The sequence below is a fragment of the Pseudomonas sp. HP_14 genome (assembly GCF_055283875.1).
Genome location: NZ_JBTOQI010000004.1, coordinates 18,338 through 42,132 on the forward strand (window position 1 = coordinate 18,338; position 23,795 = coordinate 42,132).

General features: G+C 54.3%; 35 protein-coding genes. 34 read left to right on the forward strand and 1 reads right to left on the reverse strand.

The annotated features are described in order from the left end of the window. Positions 1–19 precede the first annotated feature (19 nt). The 31 genes from tuf to bfr all read left to right on the forward strand — a co-directional run bounded on the left by tuf (position 20) and on the right by bfr (position 17,309). Positions 20–1,213 (forward strand): elongation factor Tu, encoded by a 1,194-nt coding sequence (gene tuf / locus ACYASS_RS04210; RefSeq protein ID WP_463585205.1) that lies wholly within the window; start codon positions 20–22, stop codon positions 1,211–1,213. Positions 1,214–1,352: 139 nt separating this feature from the next. Then, positions 1,353–1,664, forward strand: a complete 312-nt coding sequence (gene rpsJ / locus ACYASS_RS04215; RefSeq protein ID WP_003186070.1) for a 30S ribosomal protein S10 — start codon at positions 1,353–1,355, stop codon at positions 1,662–1,664. Between the two features lie 81 nt (positions 1,665–1,745). Further along, positions 1,746–2,381, forward strand: coding sequence for a 50S ribosomal protein L3 (gene rplC / locus ACYASS_RS04220; protein WP_027898301.1), 636 nt, complete (start codon positions 1,746–1,748; stop codon positions 2,379–2,381). Between the two features lie 12 nt (positions 2,382–2,393). Beyond that, on the forward strand, positions 2,394–2,996 hold the full coding sequence (gene rplD, locus ACYASS_RS04225) for a 50S ribosomal protein L4 (protein WP_020290705.1): 603 nt from the start codon (positions 2,394–2,396) through the stop codon (positions 2,994–2,996). Next, entirely contained in the window at positions 2,993–3,292 is a 300-nt protein-coding gene (gene rplW / locus ACYASS_RS04230; RefSeq protein ID WP_002555488.1) for a 50S ribosomal protein L23, read from the forward strand. The genes rplD and rplW overlap by 4 nt, the downstream gene beginning before the upstream one ends. A gap of 14 nt (positions 3,293–3,306) precedes the next feature. Then, positions 3,307–4,131 (forward strand): 50S ribosomal protein L2, encoded by an 825-nt coding sequence (rplB, locus tag ACYASS_RS04235; protein WP_003317104.1) that lies wholly within the window; start codon positions 3,307–3,309, stop codon positions 4,129–4,131. A 16-nt stretch (positions 4,132–4,147) separates the two neighbouring features. Then, positions 4,148–4,423 (forward strand): 30S ribosomal protein S19, encoded by a 276-nt coding sequence (gene rpsS / locus ACYASS_RS04240; protein ID WP_002555486.1) that lies wholly within the window; start codon positions 4,148–4,150, stop codon positions 4,421–4,423. Between the two features lie 13 nt (positions 4,424–4,436). Beyond that, positions 4,437–4,769 carry a 50S ribosomal protein L22 gene (gene rplV, locus ACYASS_RS04245; RefSeq protein WP_027898302.1) on the forward strand — a complete coding sequence of 111 codons (333 nt, stop codon included), beginning with the start codon at positions 4,437–4,439 and terminating at the stop codon, positions 4,767–4,769. 13 nt (positions 4,770–4,782) lie between these two features. Beyond that, the gene (gene rpsC, locus ACYASS_RS04250; RefSeq protein WP_003176422.1) at positions 4,783–5,469 is read left to right on the forward strand and encodes a 30S ribosomal protein S3; all 687 of its coding nucleotides are present in this window, start codon (positions 4,783–4,785) and stop codon (positions 5,467–5,469) included. 12 nt (positions 5,470–5,481) lie between these two features. Beyond that, positions 5,482–5,895 carry a 50S ribosomal protein L16 gene (gene rplP, locus ACYASS_RS04255; protein WP_003186052.1) on the forward strand — a complete coding sequence of 138 codons (414 nt, stop codon included), beginning with the start codon at positions 5,482–5,484 and terminating at the stop codon, positions 5,893–5,895. Next, positions 5,895–6,086, forward strand: coding sequence for a 50S ribosomal protein L29 (gene rpmC / locus ACYASS_RS04260; protein ID WP_002555481.1), 192 nt, complete (start codon positions 5,895–5,897; stop codon positions 6,084–6,086). Before rplP ends, rpmC begins: the two co-directional genes overlap by 1 nt. A 2-nt stretch (positions 6,087–6,088) precedes the next feature. Then, entirely contained in the window at positions 6,089–6,355 is a 267-nt protein-coding gene (rpsQ, locus tag ACYASS_RS04265) for a 30S ribosomal protein S17 (protein ID WP_002555480.1), read from the forward strand. A gap of 23 nt (positions 6,356–6,378) precedes the next feature. After that, positions 6,379–6,747, forward strand: coding sequence for a 50S ribosomal protein L14 (gene rplN / locus ACYASS_RS04270; RefSeq protein ID WP_002555479.1), 369 nt, complete (start codon positions 6,379–6,381; stop codon positions 6,745–6,747). An 11-nt stretch (positions 6,748–6,758) separates the two neighbouring features. Beyond that, positions 6,759–7,073 (forward strand): 50S ribosomal protein L24, encoded by a 315-nt coding sequence (gene rplX, locus ACYASS_RS04275; protein ID WP_002555478.1) that lies wholly within the window; start codon positions 6,759–6,761, stop codon positions 7,071–7,073. A 20-nt stretch (positions 7,074–7,093) separates the two neighbouring features. Next, entirely contained in the window at positions 7,094–7,633 is a 540-nt protein-coding gene (rplE, locus tag ACYASS_RS04280) for a 50S ribosomal protein L5 (protein ID WP_003210069.1), read from the forward strand. Positions 7,634–7,646: 13 nt separating this feature from the next. Beyond that, a complete protein-coding gene (gene rpsN / locus ACYASS_RS04285) occupies positions 7,647–7,952 on the forward strand; it encodes a 30S ribosomal protein S14 (RefSeq protein ID WP_027898304.1) in 306 nt (101 codons plus the stop codon). A gap of 214 nt (positions 7,953–8,166) precedes the next feature. Next, entirely contained in the window at positions 8,167–8,559 is a 393-nt protein-coding gene (gene rpsH / locus ACYASS_RS04290) for a 30S ribosomal protein S8 (RefSeq protein ID WP_020290698.1), read from the forward strand. Between the two features lie 12 nt (positions 8,560–8,571). After that, entirely contained in the window at positions 8,572–9,105 is a 534-nt protein-coding gene (gene rplF / locus ACYASS_RS04295) for a 50S ribosomal protein L6 (protein ID WP_020290697.1), read from the forward strand. 10 nt (positions 9,106–9,115) lie between these two features. Further along, positions 9,116–9,466, forward strand: a complete 351-nt coding sequence (gene rplR, locus ACYASS_RS04300) for a 50S ribosomal protein L18 (RefSeq protein WP_087267435.1) — start codon at positions 9,116–9,118, stop codon at positions 9,464–9,466. Positions 9,467–9,469: 3 nt separating this feature from the next. Beyond that, complete coding sequence (gene rpsE / locus ACYASS_RS04305) at positions 9,470–9,970, forward strand: 30S ribosomal protein S5 (RefSeq protein WP_003186035.1); 501 nt, start codon at positions 9,470–9,472, stop codon at positions 9,968–9,970. Positions 9,971–9,972: 2 nt separating this feature from the next. After that, positions 9,973–10,149, forward strand: coding sequence for a 50S ribosomal protein L30 (gene rpmD, locus ACYASS_RS04310; protein ID WP_003186033.1), 177 nt, complete (start codon positions 9,973–9,975; stop codon positions 10,147–10,149). A gap of 3 nt (positions 10,150–10,152) precedes the next feature. Beyond that, entirely contained in the window at positions 10,153–10,587 is a 435-nt protein-coding gene (gene rplO / locus ACYASS_RS04315) for a 50S ribosomal protein L15 (protein ID WP_027898308.1), read from the forward strand. After that, a complete protein-coding gene (gene secY / locus ACYASS_RS04320; protein WP_027898309.1) occupies positions 10,588–11,916 on the forward strand; it encodes a preprotein translocase subunit SecY in 1,329 nt (442 codons plus the stop codon). Positions 11,917–11,944: 28 nt separating this feature from the next. Beyond that, complete coding sequence (gene rpmJ / locus ACYASS_RS04325; protein ID WP_002555468.1) at positions 11,945–12,061, forward strand: 50S ribosomal protein L36; 117 nt, start codon at positions 11,945–11,947, stop codon at positions 12,059–12,061. A gap of 130 nt (positions 12,062–12,191) precedes the next feature. After that, the gene (rpsM, locus tag ACYASS_RS04330) at positions 12,192–12,548 is read left to right on the forward strand and encodes a 30S ribosomal protein S13 (RefSeq protein ID WP_004883692.1); all 357 of its coding nucleotides are present in this window, start codon (positions 12,192–12,194) and stop codon (positions 12,546–12,548) included. Positions 12,549–12,578: 30 nt separating this feature from the next. Continuing rightward, positions 12,579–12,968, forward strand: a complete 390-nt coding sequence (rpsK, locus tag ACYASS_RS04335) for a 30S ribosomal protein S11 (RefSeq protein WP_002555466.1) — start codon at positions 12,579–12,581, stop codon at positions 12,966–12,968. An 18-nt stretch (positions 12,969–12,986) separates the two neighbouring features. Next, positions 12,987–13,607 (forward strand): 30S ribosomal protein S4, encoded by a 621-nt coding sequence (rpsD, locus tag ACYASS_RS04340; RefSeq protein WP_025262045.1) that lies wholly within the window; start codon positions 12,987–12,989, stop codon positions 13,605–13,607. Between the two features lie 22 nt (positions 13,608–13,629). Next, the gene (locus tag ACYASS_RS04345) at positions 13,630–14,631 is read left to right on the forward strand and encodes a DNA-directed RNA polymerase subunit alpha (RefSeq protein WP_003176403.1); all 1,002 of its coding nucleotides are present in this window, start codon (positions 13,630–13,632) and stop codon (positions 14,629–14,631) included. Between the two features lie 42 nt (positions 14,632–14,673). Next, entirely contained in the window at positions 14,674–15,060 is a 387-nt protein-coding gene (gene rplQ, locus ACYASS_RS04350) for a 50S ribosomal protein L17 (protein WP_008145500.1), read from the forward strand. A gap of 181 nt (positions 15,061–15,241) precedes the next feature. Further along, the gene (locus ACYASS_RS04355) at positions 15,242–16,690 is read left to right on the forward strand and encodes a catalase (RefSeq protein ID WP_463585206.1); all 1,449 of its coding nucleotides are present in this window, start codon (positions 15,242–15,244) and stop codon (positions 16,688–16,690) included. 154 nt (positions 16,691–16,844) lie between these two features. Beyond that, the gene (gene bfr / locus ACYASS_RS04360; RefSeq protein WP_122662271.1) at positions 16,845–17,309 is read left to right on the forward strand and encodes a bacterioferritin; all 465 of its coding nucleotides are present in this window, start codon (positions 16,845–16,847) and stop codon (positions 17,307–17,309) included. Between the two features lie 75 nt (positions 17,310–17,384). Here the strand turns inward: bfr and uvrA are convergent, their stop codons facing one another. Then, positions 17,385–20,219, reverse strand: a complete 2,835-nt coding sequence (gene uvrA / locus ACYASS_RS04365) for an excinuclease ABC subunit UvrA (RefSeq protein ID WP_243248904.1) — start codon at positions 20,217–20,219, stop codon at positions 17,385–17,387. A gap of 190 nt (positions 20,220–20,409) precedes the next feature. On the opposite strand from uvrA, the gene ACYASS_RS04370 reads away from it, so the two are divergent. The 3 genes from ACYASS_RS04370 to ACYASS_RS04380 all read left to right on the forward strand — a co-directional run bounded on the left by ACYASS_RS04370 (position 20,410) and on the right by ACYASS_RS04380 (position 23,404). After that, complete coding sequence (locus tag ACYASS_RS04370; protein ID WP_463585207.1) at positions 20,410–21,804, forward strand: MFS transporter; 1,395 nt, start codon at positions 20,410–20,412, stop codon at positions 21,802–21,804. A gap of 9 nt (positions 21,805–21,813) precedes the next feature. Then, positions 21,814–22,347: a single-stranded DNA-binding protein gene (locus tag ACYASS_RS04375; RefSeq protein ID WP_463585208.1), complete on the forward strand. Its 534-nt coding sequence runs from the start codon at positions 21,814–21,816 to the stop codon at positions 22,345–22,347. A 784-nt stretch (positions 22,348–23,131) separates the two neighbouring features. Then, positions 23,132–23,404, forward strand: coding sequence for a hypothetical protein (locus ACYASS_RS04380; RefSeq protein ID WP_463585209.1), 273 nt, complete (start codon positions 23,132–23,134; stop codon positions 23,402–23,404). Positions 23,405–23,795: the final 391 nt, after the last annotated feature.

Below are 23,795 nucleotides of genomic sequence, written 5' to 3' on the forward strand. Positions count from 1 at the left end.
AGGCTAGGAGTTCACTGTCGTGGCTAAAGAAAAATTTGAACGTAACAAACCGCACGTCAACGTTGGCACTATCGGTCACGTTGACCACGGTAAAACCACTCTGACTGCTGCTCTGACTCGCGTCTGCTCCGAAGTTTTCGGTTCGGCTAAAGTCGACTTCGATAAAATCGATAGCGCACCAGAAGAAAAAGCTCGCGGTATCACCATCAACACCGCTCACGTTGAATATGATTCGGCCGTTCGCCACTACGCGCACGTTGACTGCCCAGGTCACGCCGACTACGTAAAAAACATGATCACCGGTGCTGCTCAGATGGACGGCGCTATCCTGGTTTGTTCCGCTGCTGACGGTCCGATGCCTCAGACTCGTGAGCACATCCTGCTGTCCCGTCAGGTAGGCGTTCCGTACATCGTTGTCTTCCTGAACAAGGCTGACATGGTTGACGACGCAGAGCTGCTGGAACTGGTTGAAATGGAAGTTCGTGATCTGCTGAGCACTTACGAGTTCCCAGGTGATGACACTCCGATCATCATCGGTTCTGCTCTGATGGCTCTGAACGGCCAAGACGACAACGAAATGGGCACCACTGCCGTTAAGAGACTGGTTGAGACTCTGGACAGCTACATCCCAGAACCAGTTCGTGCTATCGACAAGCCGTTCCTGATGCCTATCGAAGACGTATTCTCGATCTCTGGTCGCGGTACTGTTGTAACTGGCCGTGTTGAGCGTGGCATCATCAAGATCCAGGAAGAAGTAGAGATCGTGGGTCTGCGTGACACCACTAAAACTACTTGCACTGGCGTTGAGATGTTCCGCAAGCTGCTGGACGAAGGTCGTGCTGGTGAGAACTGTGGCGTTCTGCTGCGTGGCACCAAGCGTGACGACGTTGAGCGTGGTCAGGTTCTGGTTAAGCCAGGTACCGTTAAGCCGCACACTCAGTTCGAAGCTGAAATCTACGTTCTGAGCAAAGAAGAAGGTGGTCGTCACACTCCTTTCTTCAAGGGTTATCGTCCACAGTTCTACTTCCGTACTACCGACGTAACTGGTAGCTGCGAACTGCCGGAAGGCACCGAAATGGTTATGCCAGGTGATAACGTTAAAGTTTCCGTTACCCTGATCAAGCCAATCGCAATGGAAGATGGTCTGCGTTTCGCAATTCGTGAAGGCGGTCGTACCGTCGGCGCTGGCGTCGTAGCCAAAATCATCGCGTAAGCAATGATTTGATAAAAAGCCTCCGCTTGCGGGGGCTTTTTTATTGGGTTGACACCCTGTCAGCCCATCTATAGAATTGCGCCTCCTTTTAACGGGCGTATTGCGCTCGGTGGGAACAGCAATCTGGAGTCTGAATCCAATGCAAAACCAGCAAATCCGTATCAGGTTGAAGGCTTTTGACCATCGCCTGATCGACCAATCCACCCAGGAAATCGTGGAAACCGCGAAACGTACTGGTGCTCAGGTGCGTGGTCCAATTCCACTGCCGACCCGTAAAGAGCGGTTCACTGTTCTGGTTTCTCCGCACGTCAACAAAGACGCGCGCGACCAGTACGAGATCCGTACTCATAAACGCGTTCTGGACATCGTTCAGCCAACGGATAAAACCGTTGATGCGCTTATGAAGCTTGATCTTGCGGCCGGTGTGGAAGTGCAGATCAGCCTCGGCTAAGACTTGGGTCTTAGTCGTGTAACGCTCTGAAATGGGCGGCCATAGCGGGTGAAAGCCCCGTACACTCATGAGGTTTACAACATGACTATTGGTGTAGTCGGTCGTAAATGCGGTATGACCCGTATTTTCACCGAAGAAGGTGTCTCCATTCCGGTTACGGTCATTGAGATCGAGCCGAATCGCGTCACCCAGTTCAAAACTGAAGAAACCGATGGCTATCGTGCAGTGCAAGTCACTGTCGGCGAGCGTCGTGCTTCGCGTGTTACAGCTGCTCAAGCTGGCCACTTCGCTAAAGCGAATGTTGCCGCTGGTCGTGCCGTGATGGAGTTCCGCCTTGAAGAAGGCGAATACCAAGCAGGCGATCTGATCAACGCTGAAATCTTCGCTGCTGGTCAACTGGTTGATGTAACCGGTCAGTCCAAAGGTAAAGGCTTCCAGGGTACGATCAAGCGTTGGAATTTCCGCGGGCAAGATAACACCCACGGTAACTCCGTATCCCACCGCGTCCCAGGCTCTATCGGCCAGTGCCAGACTCCTGGTCGTGTATTCAAGGGCAAAAAAATGTCCGGTCATATGGGCGCTGAGCGCGTGACCGTGCAGTCCCTGGAAGTAGTGCGCGTGGACGCTGAACGCAATCTGTTGTTGGTCAAGGGCGCTGTTCCTGGCGCTACTGGCGGCAACCTGGTTGTACGTCCAGCAGCCAAGGCTCGCGGTTAAGGGGAAGCTGACATGCAATTAAATGTAAATGACGCTCAGGCAATCGAAGTTTCCGAACTGACATTTGGCGGCGAGTTCAACGAGACACTGGTTCACCAGGCAGTCGTGGCCTACATGGCTGGCGGTCGTCAGGGTACCAAGCAGCAAAAGACCCGTTCTGATGTCCGTGGTGGCGGTAAGCGCCCTTGGCGTCAAAAGGGTACTGGCCGTGCTCGTGCCGGTACAATCCGTAGCCCAATCTGGCGTGGCGGTGGTACCACTTTCGCAGCACGTCCACAGGATCACTCTCAGAAGCTCAACAAGAAGATGTATCGCGCAGCTCTGCGCTCCATCCTTGCTGAACTGGTTCGTACTGATCGTCTGGTCGTGGTTCAGGACTTCGCTGTTGAAGCACCGAAAACCAAAGATCTGCTGAACAAGCTGACCGGTATGGGCCTGACTGATGTCTTGATCGTATCTGATGCTGTTGACCAGAATCTGTACCTGGCTGCTCGCAACCTGCCGCACGTAGATGTACGTGATGTTCAAGGTTCCGATCCAGTTAGTCTGATCGCATACGACAAAGTGTTGATCACTGTGTCGGCCGTGAAGAAATTCGAGGAGCTGCTGGGATGAACCAGGAACGCGTATTTAAAGTTCTGCTTGGCCCGCACGTTTCCGAAAAGGCTACGGTTCTTGCAGACAAGAAAGGTCAGTTCGTTTTCAAGGTTGCTACTGACGCAACCAAGCTGGAAATCAAGAAGGCCGTCGAAAGCCTGTTCAGCGTGAAAGTAGAGCGTGTTACTACCCTGAATGTTCTGGGTAAGAGCAAGCGCACTGCTCGCGGTCTGGGCAAGCGTAATGACTGGAAGAAGGCAGTTATCTCCCTTCAGCCAGGCCAAGATCTCGATTTCAGCAGCAGTGCTGAGTAAGGAAGGGGTGCATCATGGCAATCGTTAAATGCAAACCGACTTCCCCTGGCCGCCGTTTTGTGGTCAAGGTGGTCAACCAGGAGCTGCATAAAGGCGCTCCTCACGCACCGCTGCTCGAGAAAAAATCGAAGTCTGGTGGTCGTAACAACAATGGCCGTATTACTACCCGTCATATCGGTGGTGGTCATAAACAGCATTATCGTCTGGTCGACTTCCGTCGCAACGACAAAGATGGCATCGCTGCCACTGTCGAGCGTATCGAATACGATCCAAACCGTACTGCTCACATCGCATTGCTGCTGTACGCAGACGGCGAGCGTCGCTACATCATCGCCCCTAAAGGCGTGAGTGCTGGCGATCAGCTGATTGCAGGCGCTTTGGCTCCAATCAAGCCGGGTAACGCTCTTCAACTGCGTAACATTCCAGTTGGTAGCACCGTTCACGGTATCGAACTGAAGCCAGGTAAAGGTGCACAGATCGCTCGTTCCGCTGGTGCTTCTGCTCAGCTGATCGCTCGTGAAGGTGTCTACGTGACCCTGCGTCTGCGTTCGGGCGAAATGCGTAAAGTGCTTTCCGAGTGCCGTGCAACGCTGGGTGAGGTCTCGAACTCCGAGCACAGCCTGCGTTCCTTGGGTAAAGCTGGTGCCAAGCGCTGGCGTGGCGTTCGCCCAACCGTTCGTGGTGTTGCCATGAACCCGGTTGATCACCCACATGGTGGTGGTGAAGGTCGTACCTCTGGTGGTCGTCATCCGGTATCGCCGTGGGGCTTCCCGACTAAGGGCGCGAAGACTCGTGGTAATAAGCGTACCGACAAAATGATCGTCCGTCGTCGCAAGTAAATAGAGGGATACGACAGTGCCACGTTCTCTGAAAAAAGGTCCTTTTATTGATCTTCACCTACTGAAGAAGATCGAAGTGGCGGCGGAAAAGAACGATCGCAAACCGGTGAAAACCTGGTCGCGTCGTTCGATGATCCTGCCACAAATGGTCGGTTTGACCATTGCTGTGCATAACGGTCGCCAACATGTTCCAGTTCTCGTGAACGAAGACATGGTCGGCCATAAACTGGGCGAGTTTGCCGGTACCCGCACTTATCGTGGGCACGTGGCAGACAAGAAAGCCAAGCGTTAAGGGGTAAGGAACGATGGAAGTAGCCGCTAAGTTGTCGGGCGCTCGAATCTCCGCCCAGAAAACCCGCTTGGTCGCCGACCAGATCCGCGGGAAGAAGGTGGGCGAAGCGCTCAACCTGTTGGCTTTCAGCAACAAGAAAGCTGCCGAGATCCTGAAGAAAGTGCTGGAGTCGGCTGTAGCCAACGCCGAGCACAACGAAGGCGCAGACGTTGATGACCTTCGGGTCTCTACTGTTTTCGTCAACGAAGGGCGTTCGCTGAAGCGCATCATGCCACGTGCCAAAGGCCGTGCTGATCGCATCGTCAAGCGGTCTTGCCATATCACTGTCAAGGTTGCTGACAAGTAACGGAGTCGAAGAGATGGGTCAGAAAGTACATCCCATTGGCATTCGCCTGGGAATCGTCAAGGAGCACACCTCCGTCTGGTACGCAGACGGTCGGACTTATGCGGACTATTTGTTCGCTGATCTGAAAGTGCGTGAGTATCTCCAAGACAAACTAAAAAGCGCGTCCGTAAGCCGTATCGATATCCATCGTCCGGCTCAGACAGCACGTATCACCATCCACACTGCTCGTCCAGGTATCGTTATCGGGAAGAAAGGTGAAGATGTTGAGAAACTGCGTCAGGACCTGACCAAGCAAATGGGTGTGCCTGTGCACATCAATATCGAAGAGATCCGTAAGCCGGAGCTCGACGGTATGCTGGTTGCGCAGAGCGTAGCTCAGCAGCTGGAGCGTCGTGTAATGTTCCGTCGCGCTATGAAGCGCGCTGTACAGAACGCAATGCGCATTGGTGCCAAAGGCATCAAAATCCAAGTGAGCGGTCGTCTCGGCGGTGCTGAAATTGCACGTACTGAATGGTATCGCGAAGGTCGTGTGCCTTTGCACACCCTGCGTGCCGACATCGACTATGCCAACTACGAAGCTCACACCACTTACGGTGTGATCGGTGTAAAGGTTTGGATCTTCAAGGGCGAAGTAATTGGTGGTCGCCAAGAAGAACTGAAACCACAAGCACCTGCGCCTCGTAAAAAAGCTGCTAAGTAAGGGGTACGCCAAATGTTGCAACCAAAGCGTACGAAGTTCCGCAAGCAGATGACAGGCCACAACCGTGGTCTGGCATTGCGCGGTAGCAAAGTCAGCTTCGGCGAGTTCGCGCTGAAGTCTGTTGCTCGTGGTCGTCTCACTGCCCGTCAGATTGAGTCAGCGCGTCGTGCACTGACCCGTCACGTTAAGCGTGGCGGTAAAATCTGGATCCGTGTATTCCCGGACAAGCCTGTAACCAAAAAGCCCCTCGAAGTTCGTATGGGTAAAGGTAAGGGTAACGTGGAGTACTGGGTTGCCCAGATTCAGCCAGGCAAAGTCCTGTATGAAATCGAGGGTGTTTCTGAAGAGCTGGCGCGTGAGGCTTTCGCCCTGGCTGCTGCAAAGCTGCCGCTCGCCACCTCCTTTGTTAAACGGACGGTGATGTGATGAAAGCGAATGAACTTCGTGAAAAATCAGCACAGCAGCTGAACGAGCAACTGCTCGGCCTGCTGCGCGACCAGTTCAATCTGCGTATGCAGAAAGCAACTGGCCAGTTGGGGCAGTCTCACCTGCTCTCGCAAGTTAAGCGTGACATCGCTCGCGTGAAGACTGTGCTCAACCAGCAGGCAGGTAAGTAATCATGGCTGAAGCCGAAAAAACCGTCCGTACGCTGACTGGCCGTGTTGTCAGCGACAAGATGGACAAGACCATCACCGTTCTGATCGAGCGTCGCGTTAAGCACCCGATCTACGGTAAATACGTTAAGCGTTCGACTAAGCTGCACGCGCACGACGAAACCAATCAATGCCACATCGGCGACAAAGTCACGATTCGTGAAACTCGTCCTGTAGCCAAGACCAAGTCTTGGGCACTGGTTGATATTCTCGAACGCGCTGTGGAAGTCTAAGGACTAGGGGTCGGAGAAATTATATGATTCAGACTCAATCCATGCTCGATGTGGCCGATAACAGCGGCGCACGCCGCGTTATGTGCATCAAGGTGCTGGGTGGCTCCCATCGTCGTTACGCTGGTATCGGTGACATCATCAAGGTTACCGTCAAGGAAGCAATTCCTCGCGGTAAGGTGAAAAAAGGCCAAGTGATGACTGCTGTTGTAGTCCGCACTCGCCATGGCGTCCGTCGTGCTGACGGCTCCATTATCCGCTTTGATGGCAACGCTGCTGTTCTTTTGAACAACAAGCAAGAGCCGATCGGCACCCGTATCTTTGGGCCAGTGACCCGTGAACTTCGTACTGAGAAGTTCATGAAGATCGTCTCGCTCGCCCCAGAAGTGCTGTAAGGAGATCCGACATGCAAAAGATTCGTCGTGACGACGAGATCATCGTGATCGCCGGCAAAGACAAAGGTAAGCGCGGTAAGGTGCTCAAGGTTCTCGCTGACGACCGTTTGGTCGTTGGTGGGATCAACCTGGTAAAGCGTCATACCAAGCCTAACCCGATGTCGGGCGTACAGGGCGGTATCGTCGAGAAAGAAGCGCCACTGCACGCTTCTAACGTCGCTATTTTCAACGGTGCAACCAACAAGGCTGATCGCGTTGGTTTCAAAGTTGAAGATGGCAAGAAAATTCGTGTCTTCAAGTCGACCCAAAAAGCGGTTGATGCTTGAACACTGCTAGGTAGAAGACCATGGCACGACTAAAAGAGATTTACCGGAAGGAAATCGCTCCGAAGCTTAAAGAAGAACTTAAGCTGTCGAACGTGATGGAAGTTCCGCGCGTTACCAAAATCACCCTGAACATGGGTCTGGGCGAAGCGATCGGTGACAAAAAAGTCATCGAGCACGCTGTTGCTGACCTGGAAAAGATCACCGGTCAAAAAGTCGTTGTGACTTACGCTCGGAAATCCATCGCTGGCTTTAAAGTCCGTGAAGGTTGGCCGATCGGTGTCAAAGTGACTCTGCGCCGTGAGCGTATGTATGAGTTCCTGGATCGTCTGCTGTCGATCTCCCTGCCTCGGGTTCGCGACTTCCGCGGCCTGAATGCCAAGTCCTTCGATGGTCGTGGTAACTACAGCATGGGCGTGAAAGAGCAGATCATTTTCCCGGAAATCGACTACGACAAGATCGATGCTCTCCGCGGTCTGGACATTACCCTGACCACCACTGCCAAGAACGATGATGAAGGCCGCGCTCTGCTGCGTGCTTTCAAATTCCCGTTCCGCAACTGATTGGAGTAGGAAAATGGCCAAGAAGAGCATGAAGAACCGTGAGCTGAAGCGTCAGCTCACCGTTGCCAAGTACGCCACCAAGCGTGCAGCGCTCAAAGCAATCATCGTTGATCTGAACGCAAGTCCAGAAGCGCGTTGGGAAGCTACCGTAGCTCTGCAGAAGCAGCCACGTGACGCAAGCGCTTCGCGCATGCGTAACCGCTGCCGCATCACTGGTCGTCCGCACGGCGTTTACCGCAAGTTCGGCCTTGGCCGTAACAAGCTGCGTGAAGCTGCAATGCGTGGTGATGTACCAGGTCTGGTTAAAGCCAGCTGGTAATACGCCTTTCACGCAGGATTCCGGTCGATCGCGCAGGCGATTGGTCGGAATCAAGCCTGAATTTGAATCAAGCCCCTATTGGGGCTTGATTCATTTCCGGGGTGCGCCTAGAATTGCCGGCTCGCCTGAGCCCGTGTTTTTCATTTGCCCGGAATTTCTCGGCGACAAGCTGTAGCCGCAAGGCTAATTATTTTGTATTAGGAGCGTCTAGCCCATGAGTATGCAGGACCCGTTAGCGGACATGCTAACTCGTATCCGTAATGCCCAGATGGCTGAAAAGCCCGTCGTAAGCATGCCGTCTTCCACGTTGAAGGTTGCTGTAGCCAAAGTCTTGAAAGACGAAGGTTACATTGCGGGTTATCAGATCAGCAGCGAAACAAAACCGCTGTTGTCCATCGAGCTGAAGTACTTCGAAGGCCGTCCAGTCATCGAAGAAGTGAAGCGCGTCAGCCGTCCAGGCTTGCGTCAGTACAAGTCCGTCGATGATCTGCCAAAAGTACGCGGCGGTCTCGGTGTGTCTATCGTCTCCACCAACAAAGGTGTGATGACGGATCGTGCTGCGCGCGCTGCCGGTGTCGGCGGCGAAGTGCTTTGCACAGTGTTCTAAGGGGGGATAAGCATGTCACGCGTAGCTAAGAACCCCGTTAAGTTGCCAGCAGGCGTCGAAGTTAAGCTCGTCGGCCAGCAGCTTTCGGTGAAGGGTGCCAAGGGCACTCTAGATCTGAACATCCATTCGTCCGTTGAGATCGTTGAAGAAGCTGGTGAGCTGCGTTTCGCTGCTCGCAATGGCGATCAACAAACTCGCGCAATGGCCGGCACCACTCGTGCACTGGTTAACAACATGGTCCAAGGCGTAAGCCAAGGCTTCGAGCGTAAGCTCCAGCTGGTCGGTGTTGGTTACAAAGCGCAAGCAAAAGGCACAGTGCTGAACCTGGCTCTTGGCTTCTCGCACCCAGTGGATTACGAACTGCCGGAAGGCATCACCGCTGAGACTCCCAACCAGACCGATATCTTCATCCGAGGTATCGACAAGCAGTTGGTTGGTCAAGTGGCCGCTGAGATCCGCGACTTCCGCCGTCCTGAGCCATACAAAGGCAAAGGTGTGCGTTACGCAGACGAAGTCGTCCGCCGTAAAGAAGCCAAGAAGAAGTAGGGCATAGCAAATGACCGTCAAAAAAGTTACCCGACTGCGTCGCGCTCGCAAAGCACGCCTGAAAATGCACGAGCTAGAAGTCGTGCGTCTCTGCGTGCACCGCTCTTCGCAGCACATTTATGCCCAGGTCATTTCGGCCGACGGCAGCAAAGTCTTGGCGAGCGCCTCGACTTTGGACAAAGAACTGCGTGATGGTGCCACTGGCAACATCGACGCGGCCACTAAGGTTGGCCAGCTGGTCGCTGCGCGTGCGAAAGCCGCCGGTGTATCGCAAGTGGCTTTCGACCGTTCTGGCTTCAAGTACCACGGCCGCGTCAAGGCGCTGGCTGATGCTGCTCGTGAAGGCGGGCTGGAGTTCTAAGTTATGTCAAATAACGACCAAAAACGCGACGAAGGCTACATTGAGAAGCTGGTTCAAGTTAACCGCGTTGCAAAGACTGTAAAAGGCGGCCGTATCTTCACTTTCACCGCGTTGACCGTGGTTGGTGATGGTAAAGGGCGTGTTGGTTTTGGCCGTGGCAAGTCACGTGAAGTGCCTGCTGCGATCCAGAAGGCGATGGAAGCTGCTCGCCGCAACATGATCCAGGTTGATCTGAATGGCACTACTCTGCAGTACGCAATGAAGTCCGCTCATGGCGCTTCGAAGGTGTACATGCAGCCTGCCTCTGAAGGTACCGGTATCATCGCTGGCGGCGCTATGCGCGCAGTGTTGGAAGTTGCCGGTGTTCAGAACGTATTGGCCAAGTGCTATGGCTCGACTAACCCGGTAAACGTGGTTCACGCCACCTTTAAGGGTTTGAAGGCTATGCAATCTCCTGAATCCATTGCTGCCAAGCGCGGCAAAAGTGTCAAGGAGATCTTCTGATCATGGCTACCGTTAAAGTAACGCTGATCAAAAGCATGACCGGTCGCATTCCTAACCACAAATTGTGTGTTAAAGGTCTGGGTCTGCGTCGCATCGGTCACACTGTAGAAGTGCTGGATACTCCCGAGAATCGCGGGATGATCAACAAGGCTTACTACATGCTGCGAGTCGAGGGTTAATCGATGAAACTCAATGATCTGAGTCCAGCGCCGGGTTCCCGTCGCGAAAAGCATCGTCCGGGCCGTGGTATCGGTAGCGGTTTGGGTAAGACTGGTGGCCGTGGTCACAAAGGTCAGACCTCCCGTTCCGGTGGCACTATTGCTCCGGGCTTTGAAGGCGGCCAACAGCCGTTGCATCGTCGTCTGCCAAAATTCGGCTTCGTTTCCCTGAAAGCTATGGACCGTGCAGAAGTGCGTCTGTCCGAACTGGCTAAAGTGGAAGGCGACGTTGTAACTGTGCAGTCCCTGAAGGATGCCAACGTGATCAACCAAAACGTACAGCGCGTGAAAATCATGCTGTCCGGCGAAGTTAATCGCGCTGTCACCATCAAAGGTATCGCAGCCACCAAAGGTGCGCGTGCGGCTATCGAAGCAGCTGGCGGCAAGTTCGAGGAATAAATGGCTAAGCAAGGTGCTCTCTCTGCGCTCGGCAAAGGCGGTATGTCTGAACTCTGGGCTCGTCTGCGTTTTCTGTTCCTGGCGATTATCGTCTACCGAATAGGCGCACACATCCCGGTTCCAGGTATTAACCCGGAGCGACTCGCAGACCTGTTTCGACAGAATGAGGGGACCATTCTTAGCTTGTTCAACATGTTTTCCGGCGGTGCGCTGGAGCGGATGAGCATTTTTGCACTGGGGATCATGCCGTACATCTCGGCATCGATCATCATGCAATTGATGACCGCCGTCAGCCCACAGCTGGAGCAGTTGAAGAAGGAAGGGGAAGCTGGCCGTCGCAAGATCAGCCAGTACACCCGCTACGGCACCGTCGTTCTGGCCTTGGTTCAAGCTATCGGCATGTCCGTTGGCCTGGCCGGTCAGGGCGTTGCGTTCTCTGCAGATATCGGCTTCCACTTCGTGGCTGTCACCACCTTTGTGGCTGGTGCGATGTTCATGATGTGGCTGGGCGAGCAGATTACCGAGCGCGGTGTTGGTAACGGTATCTCGATGTTGATCTTCGCAGGTATCGTGGCCGGTCTTCCGAGAGCGATCGGGCAGTCTTTCGAGTCTGCACGTATGGGTGATATCAATATTTTTGCCCTGGTTGCGATCGGTTTGCTGGCAGTAGCGATTATCGGTTTCGTGGTGTTCATTGAGCGTGGTCAGCGTCGTATTGCTGTTCACTACGCCAAGCGCCAGCAGGGCCGTAAGGTCTTTGCTGCGCAGACTAGCCACTTGCCGCTGAAAGTGAATATGGCCGGTGTTATTCCAGCTATTTTCGCGAGCAGCATTTTGCTGTTTCCAGCGTCGTTGGGTGCCTGGTTCGGTCAGTCTGAAGGTATGGGCTGGTTGCAGGACATCTCGCAGTCGATCGCTCCTGGTCAGCCGTTGAATATTCTGCTGTTTAGTGCAGGGATTATTTTCTTCTGCTTCTTCTATACGGCGTTGATGTTCAATCCGAAAGACGTAGCGGAAAACCTGAAGAAGTCCGGTGCCTTTATTCCGGGCATCCGTCCAGGCGAGCAGTCTGCACGCTATATTGATGGCGTTCTGACTCGCTTGACCATGTTCGGTGCTCTATATATGACGGCCGTCTGCCTGCTGCCTCAGTTTCTGGTGGTTGCAGCAAACGTACCGTTCTACCTTGGCGGGACCTCGTTGCTGATTGTGGTAGTGGTTGTGATGGACTTCATGTCCCAAGTACAATCGCACCTCGTTTCGCACCAGTACGAATCCCTGATGAAGAAAGCCAACCTGAAGGGCTACGGCAGCGGCATGTTGCGCTGAAGTACCCATAAGGTTCGAGGAGCTGGTAATGAAAGTTCGTGCATCGGTGAAAAAGCTGTGCCGTAACTGCAAGATTATTCGCCGCGAAGGTGTTGTTCGAGTAATTTGCAGCGCGGAACCACGTCACAAACAGCGCCAAGGCTGAGTGTGATCTGTGCTTAAGCCCAGCAGCTAGTGCGCTGCTGGGTTGATTATTTGTTATTACAGCGATATTATCTCGCGCCCTATTTCTTGGCTTCCGGGGCGTAGGTAGCTGTCAATTGGAGTCCCACTGAATGGCCCGTATTGCAGGCGTTAACATTCCAGATAACAAGCATACTGTTATCTCGCTGACCTACATCTATGGTGTTGGTCGCACCACTGCACAGAAAATCTGTGCAACCACTGGGGTTAACCCAGCGGCAAAGATCAAAGATCTGAGCGACGAGCAGATTGAACAGCTGCGTGGCGAAGTGGCGAAGTTCACCACTGAAGGTGACCTGCGTCGCGAAATCAACATGAAAATCAAGCGCTTGATGGATTTGGGCTGCTACCGCGGTCTGCGCCATCGTCGTGGTCTTCCAGTGCGCGGTCAGCGTACCAAGACTAACGCGCGTACTCGCAAAGGTCCGCGTAAGCCGATCCGCAAGTAATCGCACCAGCGCAACGACAGGAATTTAGTCATGGCAAAACCTGCTGCTCGTCCTCGTAAAAAAGTTAAAAAGACGGTGGTTGATGGCATCGCCCACATCCACGCTTCTTTTAACAACACAATCGTCACCATCACCGATCGTCAAGGTAACGCGCTGTCCTGGGCTACCTCCGGCGGTTCGGGTTTCCGCGGTTCTCGCAAGTCCACCCCGTTCGCTGCTCAAGTAGCTGCTGAACGTGCTGGTCAAGCTGCGCTGGAATATGGTCTGAAGAACCTCGACGTTAACGTCAAAGGTCCAGGCCCAGGTCGTGAGTCTGCTGTCCGTGCTTTGAACGGCTGTGGCTATAAGATCGCCAGCATCACCGACGTGACGCCAATCCCGCACAACGGGTGCCGTCCGCCGAAGAAGCGCCGCGTGTAATCCAGGAGACTGTAAGAAATGGCTCGTTACATTGGTCCAAAATGCAAGCTTGCTCGTCGTGAAGGCACCGATCTCTTTCTGAAGAGCGGCGTTCGCGCGATCGAATCCAAGTGCAACATCGAAGCAGCTCCAGGTATCCACGGCCAGCGCCGTGGCCGTCAGTCCGACTACGGCACCCAGCTGCGTGAGAAACAAAAAGTTCGTCGTATCTACGGCGTACTCGAGCGTCAATTCAGCGGTTACTACAAAGAAGCTGCCGGCAAGAAAGGCGCTACTGGTGAGAACCTGCTGCAATTGCTCGAATGCCGTCTGGACAACGTTGTATACCGTATGGGCTTCGGCTCGACTCGTGCCGAATCCCGTCAATTGGTTTCGCACAAGTCGATCAGCGTAAACGGCAAAACCGTTAACGTTCCGTCGTATCAGGTTCGTGCTGGTGACGTGGTTGCTATCCGCGAGAAAGCCAAGAACCAACTGCGCATCGTCCAGGCTCTCGATCTGTGTGCCCAACGTGGCCGCGTAGAATGGGTAGAAGTAGACACTGAGAAGAAATCGGGCGTTTTCAAGAACGTTCCAGCTCGCAGTGATCTGTCCGCCGACATCAACGAAAGCCTGATTGTCGAGCTCTACTCCAAGTAAGGGCTAGAAAATAGGTGCATCCATGCAGATTTCGGTAAATGAGTTCCTGACACCCCGCCATATTGATGTGCAGGTTGTCAGTCCAACCCGCGCCAAGATCACACTCGAGCCTCTCGAGCGTGGTTTCGGCCATACCCTGGGCAACGCGCTGCGCCGCATCCTGTTGTCCTCCATGCCCGGCTGTGCAGTAGTCGAGGCCGAGATTGACGGTGTACTCCACGAGTACAGCGCCATCGAAGGTGTACAGGAAGATGTAATTGAAATCCTGTTGAACCTTAAAGGTCTGGCTATCAAGCTGCACGGTCGAGACGAAGTTACGCTGACCTTGTCGAAGAAGGGTTCGGGGGTGGTTACCGCTGCCGATATTCAGCTGGATCATGATGTCGAGATCGTTAACCCCGATCACGTAATCGCTAACCTGGCGTCTAACGGCGCCCTGAACATGAAGCTCACCGTAGCTCGTGGTCGTGGTTATGAACCGGCAGACTCGCGTCAGAGCGATGAAGATGAAAGCCGCAGCATTGGTCGCTTGCAGCTTGACTCTTCGTTCAGCCCGGTTCGCCGTATCGCATACGTGGTGGAAAACGCCCGTGTCGAGCAGCGTACTAACCTGGACAAGCTGGTTATTGATCTGGAAACCAACGGTACTCTGGATCCTGAAGAGGCTATTCGCCGCGCTGCAACCATTCTGCAACAGCAGTTGGCTGCGTTCGTCGACCTCAAAGGTGACAGCGAACCAGTGGTAATCGAACAGGAAGACGAGATCGATCCGATCCTGCTCCGTCCGGTTGACGATCTGGAACTGACTGTACGTTCGGCCAACTGCCTCAAGGCGGAGAACATTTACTACATCGGCGACCTGATTCAGCGCACCGAAGTAGAACTGTTGAAGACTCCAAACCTTGGCAAGAAATCCTTGACTGAGATCAAGGACGTCCTGGCCTCCCGTGGTCTGTCCCTCGGCATGCGCCTCGACAACTGGCCGCCGGCAAGTCTTAAGAAGGACGACAAGGCGACTGCCTGATCGTCGTAATCACCGAACGTTGTGTTTGGTAAGGAATGAACCATGCGTCATCGTAAAAGTGGTCGTCACCTGAGCCGGACTAGCTCGCACCGTAAGGCCATGTTCCAAAACATGGCGGTGTCGCTGTTCGAGCACGAGCTGATCAAAACTACATTGCCGAAAGCTAAAGAACTGCGTCGTGTTGCTGAGCCGCTGATCACTTTGGCTAAAACAGACAGTCTGGCTAACCGCCGTCTGGCTTTCGACCGTACTCGTTCGAAAGCAATCGTTGGTAAGCTGTTCAACGATCTGGGCAAGCGTTATGCAACTCGCGAGGGTGGCTATCTGCGCATCCTGAAGTGCGGTTTCCGCACTGGCGACAACGCGCCTATGGCGTATGTCGAGCTGGTTGATCGTCCTGCTGGCGGTGAAGCTGTATCCGCTGAGTAAGATGTCAGTTTGAACAAGAAACCGGGCTCTGTGCCCGGTTTTTTGTTTTTCGGCTTAGCGTGTGTGGATTGGATATACCTATCGACAATCAAGATTTAATAAATTTTGCCGTGTAACAAAACTGGACAATAATCTCTGCCATGCCGATTAGCCGGTCGTTTTTGCCAGAGGAAAATTATTAATGAGCCAGTCCAAGACTCTTACCACCGCCAGCGGCGCTCCTGTAGCTGATAATCAGAATTCCCGCTCGGCCGGTCCGCGTGGCCCTTTGTTGCTCGATGATTTTCACCTGATCGAGAAGCTTGCTCATTTCAATCGTGAAAACATCCCTGAGCGTCGTGTACACGCGAAAGGCTCGGGCGCTCACGGTACTTTCACGGTCAGCCGTGACATCACCCAATACACCAGTGCCAACCTGTTTAATACAGTGGGTAAACAAACCCCTATATTTCTGCGTTTTTCCACCGTCGGCGGCGAACGCGGTTCGGCTGATACCGAGCGAGATCCGCGTGGGTTTGCTCTCAAGTTCTATACAGAAGAAGGCAACTGGGACATTGTGGGTAACAACACGCCGGTATTCTTCATTCGTGACCCGATGAAGTTTCCTGACTTCATCCACACCCAAAAGCGTCAGCCGCAGACCAACCTCAAAAACGCTCAAATGATGTGGGATTTCTGGTCGCATTCCCCTGAGGCTCTGCATCAGGTGACGATTCTGTTCTCGGACCGTGGCATCCCGGATGGCTATCGCCACATGCACGGTTTCGGCAGCCACACCTACAGTCTGATTAGCGCCACTGGTGAACGTCACTGGGTCAAATGGCACTACAAGACCCAGCAGGGTATCAAGAACCTCACGCCTGCCGATGCTGCGCGTATCGCCGGGACCGATCCGGACTACGCTCAGCGCGACCTGTTCACGTCTATTGAGAAAGGCGAGTTTCCGAAGTGGACCGTCTGCATTCAGTTGATGACTGAGGCGCAGGCTGCAACCCATCACGAGAACCCTTTCGACGTGACCAAGACGTGGTCGCAGAAAGAGTACCCGCTGATCGAGGTCGGTGAGATTGAGCTCAATCGCAACCCGCTTAACTACTTCGCCGAGGTAGAGCAGGCGGCGTTCGGCCCAAGCAACATGGTCCCTGGCGTCGGCCTGTCTCCAGATCGTATGCTTCAAGGGCGTGTTTTCGCTTACGCTGATGCTCACCGCTACCGTGTAGGTACAAATCACCAGCAGTTGCCAATCAATGCACCAAAGAATCCGGTACATAGCTATCAGCGTGACGGTGCAATGGCTTTCGGTAGCAACGGCGGTTCCGCGCCCAACTACGAGCCAAATAGCTACCTGGATGCGCCAAAGCAAGCGCCGCACTATGCTGAGCCGGGCTTGGCCCTTAGCGGGGCTGCTGATCGCTACGATCACCGCGAAGATGGCGATTACTACAGCCAGGCGGGGAAGTTGTTCAACCTCATGAGCGCGGAACAAAAGGCTCTGTTGATCGAGAACATTGCTGGCACGATGGCAGGTGTTTCCAGTGATGTGGTGCAGCGTCAGCTGCAGCATTTTTACAAGGCTGACGCCGCTTACGGTGAAGGTATTGCCAAAGCACTGGGCGTATCGTTGATGTAAGTCTAAGTGATAAACGGAACCGCCCTCATTTGGGCGGTTTTTCGTATCTGATCGCGGGTTTTTCGCTACTTTTTGTCGCTTTTTATCGCTTTGGCCAGTGACCTTCGCAGGCGGTTGGTTCAGACTATGCACTTTCAGGCAGGAGACGTGGGCGATGCTAGGCCACCCGGAAGTAATCGATTATCTCAATACGCTGCTGGTGGGCGAATTGGCAGCGCGTGACCAATATTTCGTTCATTCGCGTATGTACGAAGACTGGGGCTTTACCAAGCTCTACGAGCGTATCAATCACGAGATGGAAGAAGAGGCACAGCACGCCGATGCTCTGATGCGTCGTATCTTGATGCTCGAGGGTACTCCGCGGATGCGTCCTGATGACCTGGAGGTTGGTACTACGGTGCCCGAGATGTTCGCCGCTGATCTGCGTCTGGAATACAAGGTCCGTGCTGCTCTGTGCAAAGGCATTGAGCTTTGCGAGCTGCACAAGGACTACGTCAGCCGGGACATTTTACGTGTTCAGCTTGCCGATACCGAAGAAGATCACACGTATTGGCTCGAAAAGCAGCTGGGTCTCATCAAGACCATAGGCCTGGAAAACTACCTGCAATCGCAGTTCTGATTCCTCGCCAAGCTGCAAAAAAAGCCCCTGCACTTCAAGTGACAGGGGCTTTTTCGTTCCAGCGGTCAAACAGCGTCAGGCTTTATCTCTAAGCAGTAGCGGCTTGAGGTAGTGACCGGTGTAGGATTGCTCCATTTCAGACACTTGCTCAGGTGTTCCTACTGCAATGATCTGTCCGCCTTTGGAGCCGCCTTCCGGACCAAGGTCCACAAGCCAGTCGGCAGTCTTGATCACGTCCAGGTTGTGCTCGATAACCACCACGGTGTTGCCGTGGTCGCGCAGGCGATGCAGTACGTCCAGCAACTGCTGAATATCCGCGAAGTGCAACCCTGTGGTCGGCTCGTCGAGGATGTACAGGGTCTTGCCGGTGTCGCGCTTGGACAGTTCGCGGGACAGCTTCACTCGCTGCGCTTCACCGCCAGATAGCGTTGTCGCCGATTGACCCAGTTTGATGTACGAAAGGCCCACATCCATCAAAGTCTGTAGCTTGCGCGCCAGGGCTGGAACCGCATCGAAGAACTCGCGCGCTTCTTCAATGGTCATTTCCAGCACTTCGTGGATGCTTTTACCCTTGTATTTGATCTCGAGGGTTTCACGGTTGTAGCGCTTGCTCTTACACACGTCGCACGGCACGTAGATGTCTGGCAGGAAGTGCATCTCGACCTTGATCAGGCCATCACCCTGGCAGGCCTCGCAGCGACCGCCTTTGACGTTAAAGGAGAAGCGTCCTGGGCCATATCCCCGGGACCGTGACTCTGGTACGCCAGAGAACAGCTCGCGGATTGGCGTGAACAGCCCGGTGTAAGTTGCGGGATTGGAGCGCGGCGTACGACCGATCGGGCTTTGGTCAATATCGACGACTTTGTCCAGGTGCTCAAGACCTTTGATGCTGTCGTGGGTCGCCGCCTCCAGCGTGGTTGCGCCATTCAGTGCTGTCGCGCTGAGCGGAAACAGCGTGTTGTTGATCAGCGTTGATTTGCCCGAGCCGGAAACGCCAGTCACACAGGTCAACAGGCCAATTGGAATTTCCAGATCGACGTTGCGCAAGTTGTTGCCACGGGCGCCCTTGAGGGTCAGTGACAGCTTTTTGTTGCGCGGCGTGCGTTTGGCTGGCACTGCGATCTTCACGCGGCCGGAGAGGTACTTACCGGTGAGTGAGTCGGGGTGTGACATGACTTGGTCCGGTGTACCTTCTGCAACGATGTGCCCACCGTGCACACCAGCACCTGGACCGATGTCGACCACGTAATCGGCAAGGCGAATAGCATCTTCGTCATGCTCCACCACAATCACCGTGTTGCCGATATCGCGCAGATGCTTGAGTGTGCCCAACAACCGGTCGTTGTCTCGTTGGTGCAGCCCGATCGAAGGCTCATCGAGGATGTACATCACGCCGACGAGGCCGGCACCAATCTGGCTGGCCAGACGAATACGCTGAGCCTCACCGCCCGACAGGGTGTCAGCGCTACGATCAAGCGTCAGGTAATCAAGGCCGACGTTGACCAGAAACTGCAGGCGCTCGCGAATCTCTTTAAGGATTTTGTCAGCGATTTCGCCACGACGTCCGGTCAGCTTCAGCACACCGAAATATTCGGTGGCATCGCCGATTGGCATGTTCGTGACGGCTGGCAACGTCTTTTCACCCACCCACACGTGACGAGCCTCGCGACGCAGGCGAGTACCGCGGCAATCCGGGCAAGGTTGCGTGCCAAGAAACTTGGCCAGCTCTTCGCGAACGGTCGCCGACTCGGTTTCCCGATAGCGACGTTCCAGATTGGGCACGATGCCTTCGAAGGGGTGAGCGCGTTTGACGATGTCGCCACGATCATTCAGATAGCGGAAGTCAACATTCTGCGAGCCGCTGCCGTTAAGTAAAGTCTTCTGAATGTCGGCAGGCAGTTCCTTGAACGGTACTTCCAGGCTGAAATCGTAATGCTTGGCCAAAGAGCCGAGCATCTGGAAGTAATACACGTTGCGCCGGTCCCAGCCGCGTATCGCGCCTTCCGCCAGCGTCAATTCGGCATTCACCAGTCGTTTGATGTCGAAGAACTGCTTCACACCCAGGCCGTCGCAAGTCGGACAGGCACCAGCCGGGTTGTTGAAGGAGAACAGCTTGGGCTCCAGCTCGCTGATCGCGTGGCCGCAGATCGGGCAGGCGAAGCGGGCAGAGAAAATCATTTCTTCGCCGGGCTCGTCATCCATCGGCGCGACCCAGGCGATACCGTCGGCGAGCTTCAGAGCAGTCTCAAAAGACTCTGCCAAACGCTGCTGCAAGTCGGCTCGCACTTTAAAGCGGTCGACCACCACATCGATAGAGTGCTTCTTCTGTTTATCCAGTTTTGGCAGCTCATCGAGCTCACAGAGACGGCCATCAACCCGGGCGCGTACGAAACCCTGGGCGCGTAATTCTTCGAACACCGACAAGTGCTCGCCCTTGCGTTCACGAACAACCGGGGCCAACAGCATCAATTTGCTGCCTTCAGGTTGCGCCATAACCAGGTCAACCATCTGGCTAACAGTTTGCGCTTCCAGCGGAATGTCGTGATCCGGGCAACGAGGCTGACCTACACGTGCGTATAAAAGACGCAGATAGTCGTAGATCTCTGTGATCGTGCCCACGGTCGAGCGAGGGTTGTGAGAAGTGGATTTCTGCTCAATGGAAATTGCCGGCGACAGACCTTCAATCGTGTCGACGTCCGGCTTTTCCATCATCGAAAGGAATTGCCGGGCATACGCTGAAAGTGATTCGACATAGCGCCGTTGCCCTTCGGCATACAGCGTGTCAAAAGCCAACGACGATTTGCCAGAGCCGGAAAGCCCGGTAATTACGATCAGCTTGTCGCGTGGCAGGGTCAGGTCAATATTTTTCAGGTTGTGGGTTCGGGCCCCACGAATCAGGATCTTGTCCAAAGTGGCCTCGCACGGCGGGCGTCGAAAACGTAGGAGTATACGGATAAATACTGGATGGATGCACACTATCTGGTCGGCTCTTGTAGCCTTAAATGAAGACTGTGTCATCTAGGCGTGTCATAGCGTCGCGATATACCCCGTCAATCGATGGGACTGGTAGAATCGCCGCCGGTTCACACGAGGTTTTTCCATGCACGATCCCCACAGCGAGCGAATGAGCGGCGGCGAGACCCGCGCGGCAGGCGGTCTTGCACTGGTTTTTGCGTTTCGCATGCTCGGCATGTTCATGGTGTTGCCCGTGCTGGCCACCTATGGCATGGATCTGGCGGGGGCGAGCCCTGCGCTGATCGGTCTGGCAATCGGTGCCTACGGCCTGACCCAAGCCTTCCTGCAAATCCCTTTCGGGATCATTTCCGACCGCATCGGCCGTCGCCCGGTGATCTATTTCGGCTTGATCATTTTTGCCTTGGGCAGCGTGTTGGCGGCCAGCGCCGATTCGATCTGGGGAATCATCGCAGGGCGCATCCTGCAAGGCGCAGGTGCGATATCCGCGGCGGTCATGGCGCTACTCTCGGATCTGACCCGCGAACAGCACCGCACGAAAGCGATGGCCATGATTGGCATGACCATCGGCCTGTCGTTTGCCATCGCTATGGTTGTTGGCCCGATCCTGACCAGCGCCTTCGGTTTGTCCGGTCTGTTTCTTGCGACCGGTGGCATGGCTTTGCTCGGCGTTGGCATTGTCGCTTTCGTGGTGCCGAAAAATACCGGCACCTTGCAGCATCGTGAATCCGGTGTAGCACGTCAGGCATTGGGCCCAACGTTGCGCCACCCGGATCTGCTGCGTCTGGATTTGGGTATCTTTGTGTTGCACGCGATGCTCATGTCAAGCTTCGTCGCCTTGCCGCTCGCGCTGGTCGAAAAAGCCGGTTTGCCCAAGGAGCAGCACTGGTGGGTCTACCTTACGGCGCTGCTGATCTCATTTTTCGCAATGATTCCATTCATCATTTATGGTGAGAAAAAGCGTCAGATGAAGCGTGTGCTCATTGGTGCGGTCGCCGTACTGATGCTCACTGAACTATTCTTCTGGGAGTTTGGGGACACGTTGCGAGCACTGGTCATCGGGACAGTGGTATTCTTCATCGCGTTCAACCTGCTGGAAGCGTCTTTGCCGTCATTGATCAGCAAAGTGTCACCGGCTGGCGGAAAAGGTACGGCGATGGGGGTTTATTCCACCAGCCAGTTCCTTGGTTCGGCCGCAGGTGGGATACTCGGCGGCTGGTTGTTCCAGCATGGCGGGCTCGACGTGGTGTTCCTTGGTGGTGCTGCGATGGCCGCCATCTGGCTGGCAGTTGCAGTGACCATGCGTGAACCGCCTTACGTGACGAGCCTGCGTCTGCCCTTGTCGCCTGAAGCCCTGCGTGATGCGGGCCTGGCAGACAGGCTCAAGGCCGTAGAAGGCGTAACGGATGCAGTGGTGGTTGCGGAAGAAGCAGCCATTTACATCAAATTAGACACAGAACTATTGGATCGCGCGACTCTGGAGCGGATGGTCAACCCAGCCACTCAAGCGTGCGAAGCCTAGGAGAACGTTATGGCCCGTGGGGTTAACAAAGTTATATTGGTCGGCACATGCGGCCAGGATCCCGAAGTTCGCTACCTGCCTAACGGTAATGCCGTGACCAACCTGAGTCTGGCAACCAGCGAACAATGGACTGACAAACAAACCGGTCAGAAAGTCGAAAAGACTGAATGGCACCGTGTGTCGATGTTCGGCAAAGTCGCCGAAATCGCTGGCGAGTACCTGCGTAAGGGCTCCCAGGTTTACATCGAAGGCAAGCTGCAAACCCGTGAGTGGGAAAAAGACGGTATCAAGCGTTACACGACTGAAATCGTCGTCGACATGCAAGGCACCATGCAGTTGTTGGGCGGCCGTCCACAAAACGACGGCGCTCCACAGGGCCAAGGCGGCAATTACCAGAACTCCGTTCCACGTCCTCAGCAGTCGCGTCCACAGCAGTCCGCGCCTCAGCAACAGCCACAACGCGAGTCCCGCCCGGCTCCGCAACAACAAGCGCCACAGCCAGCTGCTGATTTCGACAGCTTTGATGACGATATTCCGTTCTAATGTGGACCTAGGGCACTTTGTAAAGTAAATACAGAGGACCAACCCCTGTTTTTACATAGAGTTAGCCCCAAAAAAGAACCATAAAAAGCCCCACGTTTTTGTAAAGAAACGTGGGGCTTTTGCTTTACACCCGTTTGAAGGGCTCTTCCGCCTGTGGGCTGTTTGCCTTTGCCAGCGCCCAAAAGGCGCTGGCCTGCTTTGCGTTAAAAAATAAAGTGCGGGCCATCTGAAGGTCTGTACCTGCGAGTGGCACGGTCTGTCTGACGATGCAAGCCTTCAGTGTGAGGAACCAGAAAGAGAGCGTGTGCTTGTCTGCTCGCCTAAGGCCGCTTTTGCTCGTTTCAAGGGTGTGGGTTGATGGTTGCCGTTGATAACGTCAGCAGAATAGTTACCGCGTGCCTAGAGATGTGACATGCCCCGTGACGCCCCTTCAATAATAAAGCAACTACAAGCCATCGAGCCTGATGCTCCAGGCGTGCCTCGCTGGTGAGAGGGTCTTGCAGCATGTTGTTACTGTGAGCATGTCCACCGGGGGGCTTTGCGATCACAAAGCCGTCAGGCCATCAGTAGACACCATGGTGGCAAAACAGTAGCTTGCTGCGCAGGCGTCTCGAAAACCTTTCGTGGAGCGCGCCGAACAGGACAAGGCGATAGGCCGAGAGACAGGAGGTTGAATGTTTGAGCCCATAGAAGCACTGGATATCTACAACAAAAACGTCAATATTCTGATCGGCTCGGGCGCATCGGCGGATTTTTTTCCCACCCTGGGGTTGCAGATGGTGATGTGCATGGCAACTGGGAGACGATTGAAACGCTATCGACCAAGTATGCGCTGCGCCCCGAAAAGAACGCGGCGCTGTTCATGCACTACTACAACACGTGCATCCATCCGGTAAAGACCTTTACTCCGGCAGCGATTGCTACGCCTGAGGGACTGGAGATCCTTCAACACTACGAAGTGCTTTTGCGTACGTTATTAGGGTTTCTAGACAGGAGAAAGGACGCCAAGCTTGAGCATTGCAGAGCGACGCATCAAACGCTTGGGAAGCGAAAATGACCGTTTTAAAGCCGAGAATGCCAGTCTCTTGGAGAGATTTCTCAAATGGCAGTACAACGCTTACCAGCATGGTGTATCAAAGGAGAAGCTTGATGCGAAGCTGCCAGCGAGTGATCGCGACTCGTCAGAAATTAGGTCGCCGTTAATCGCGACTCCTCAGAAAAGATGTTTAATAAGTAGCAGGCAGCAAATAACAGGAGCGAACTTTTTCACAGTCCATTCGACTTCGAAGTAAGACGAATTATTTTCGTGACTACTGTGCATCGTGGCACGTTCAAATTTTGCGGGATTGTGGCTGTTAGTCCCCCAAAAAATCTTTATATTTAGAAAGAATTGACCAAGATTCTTCTGCCTTGGACTGGGCATAATTAATGTACTTCGGCAAATGAGC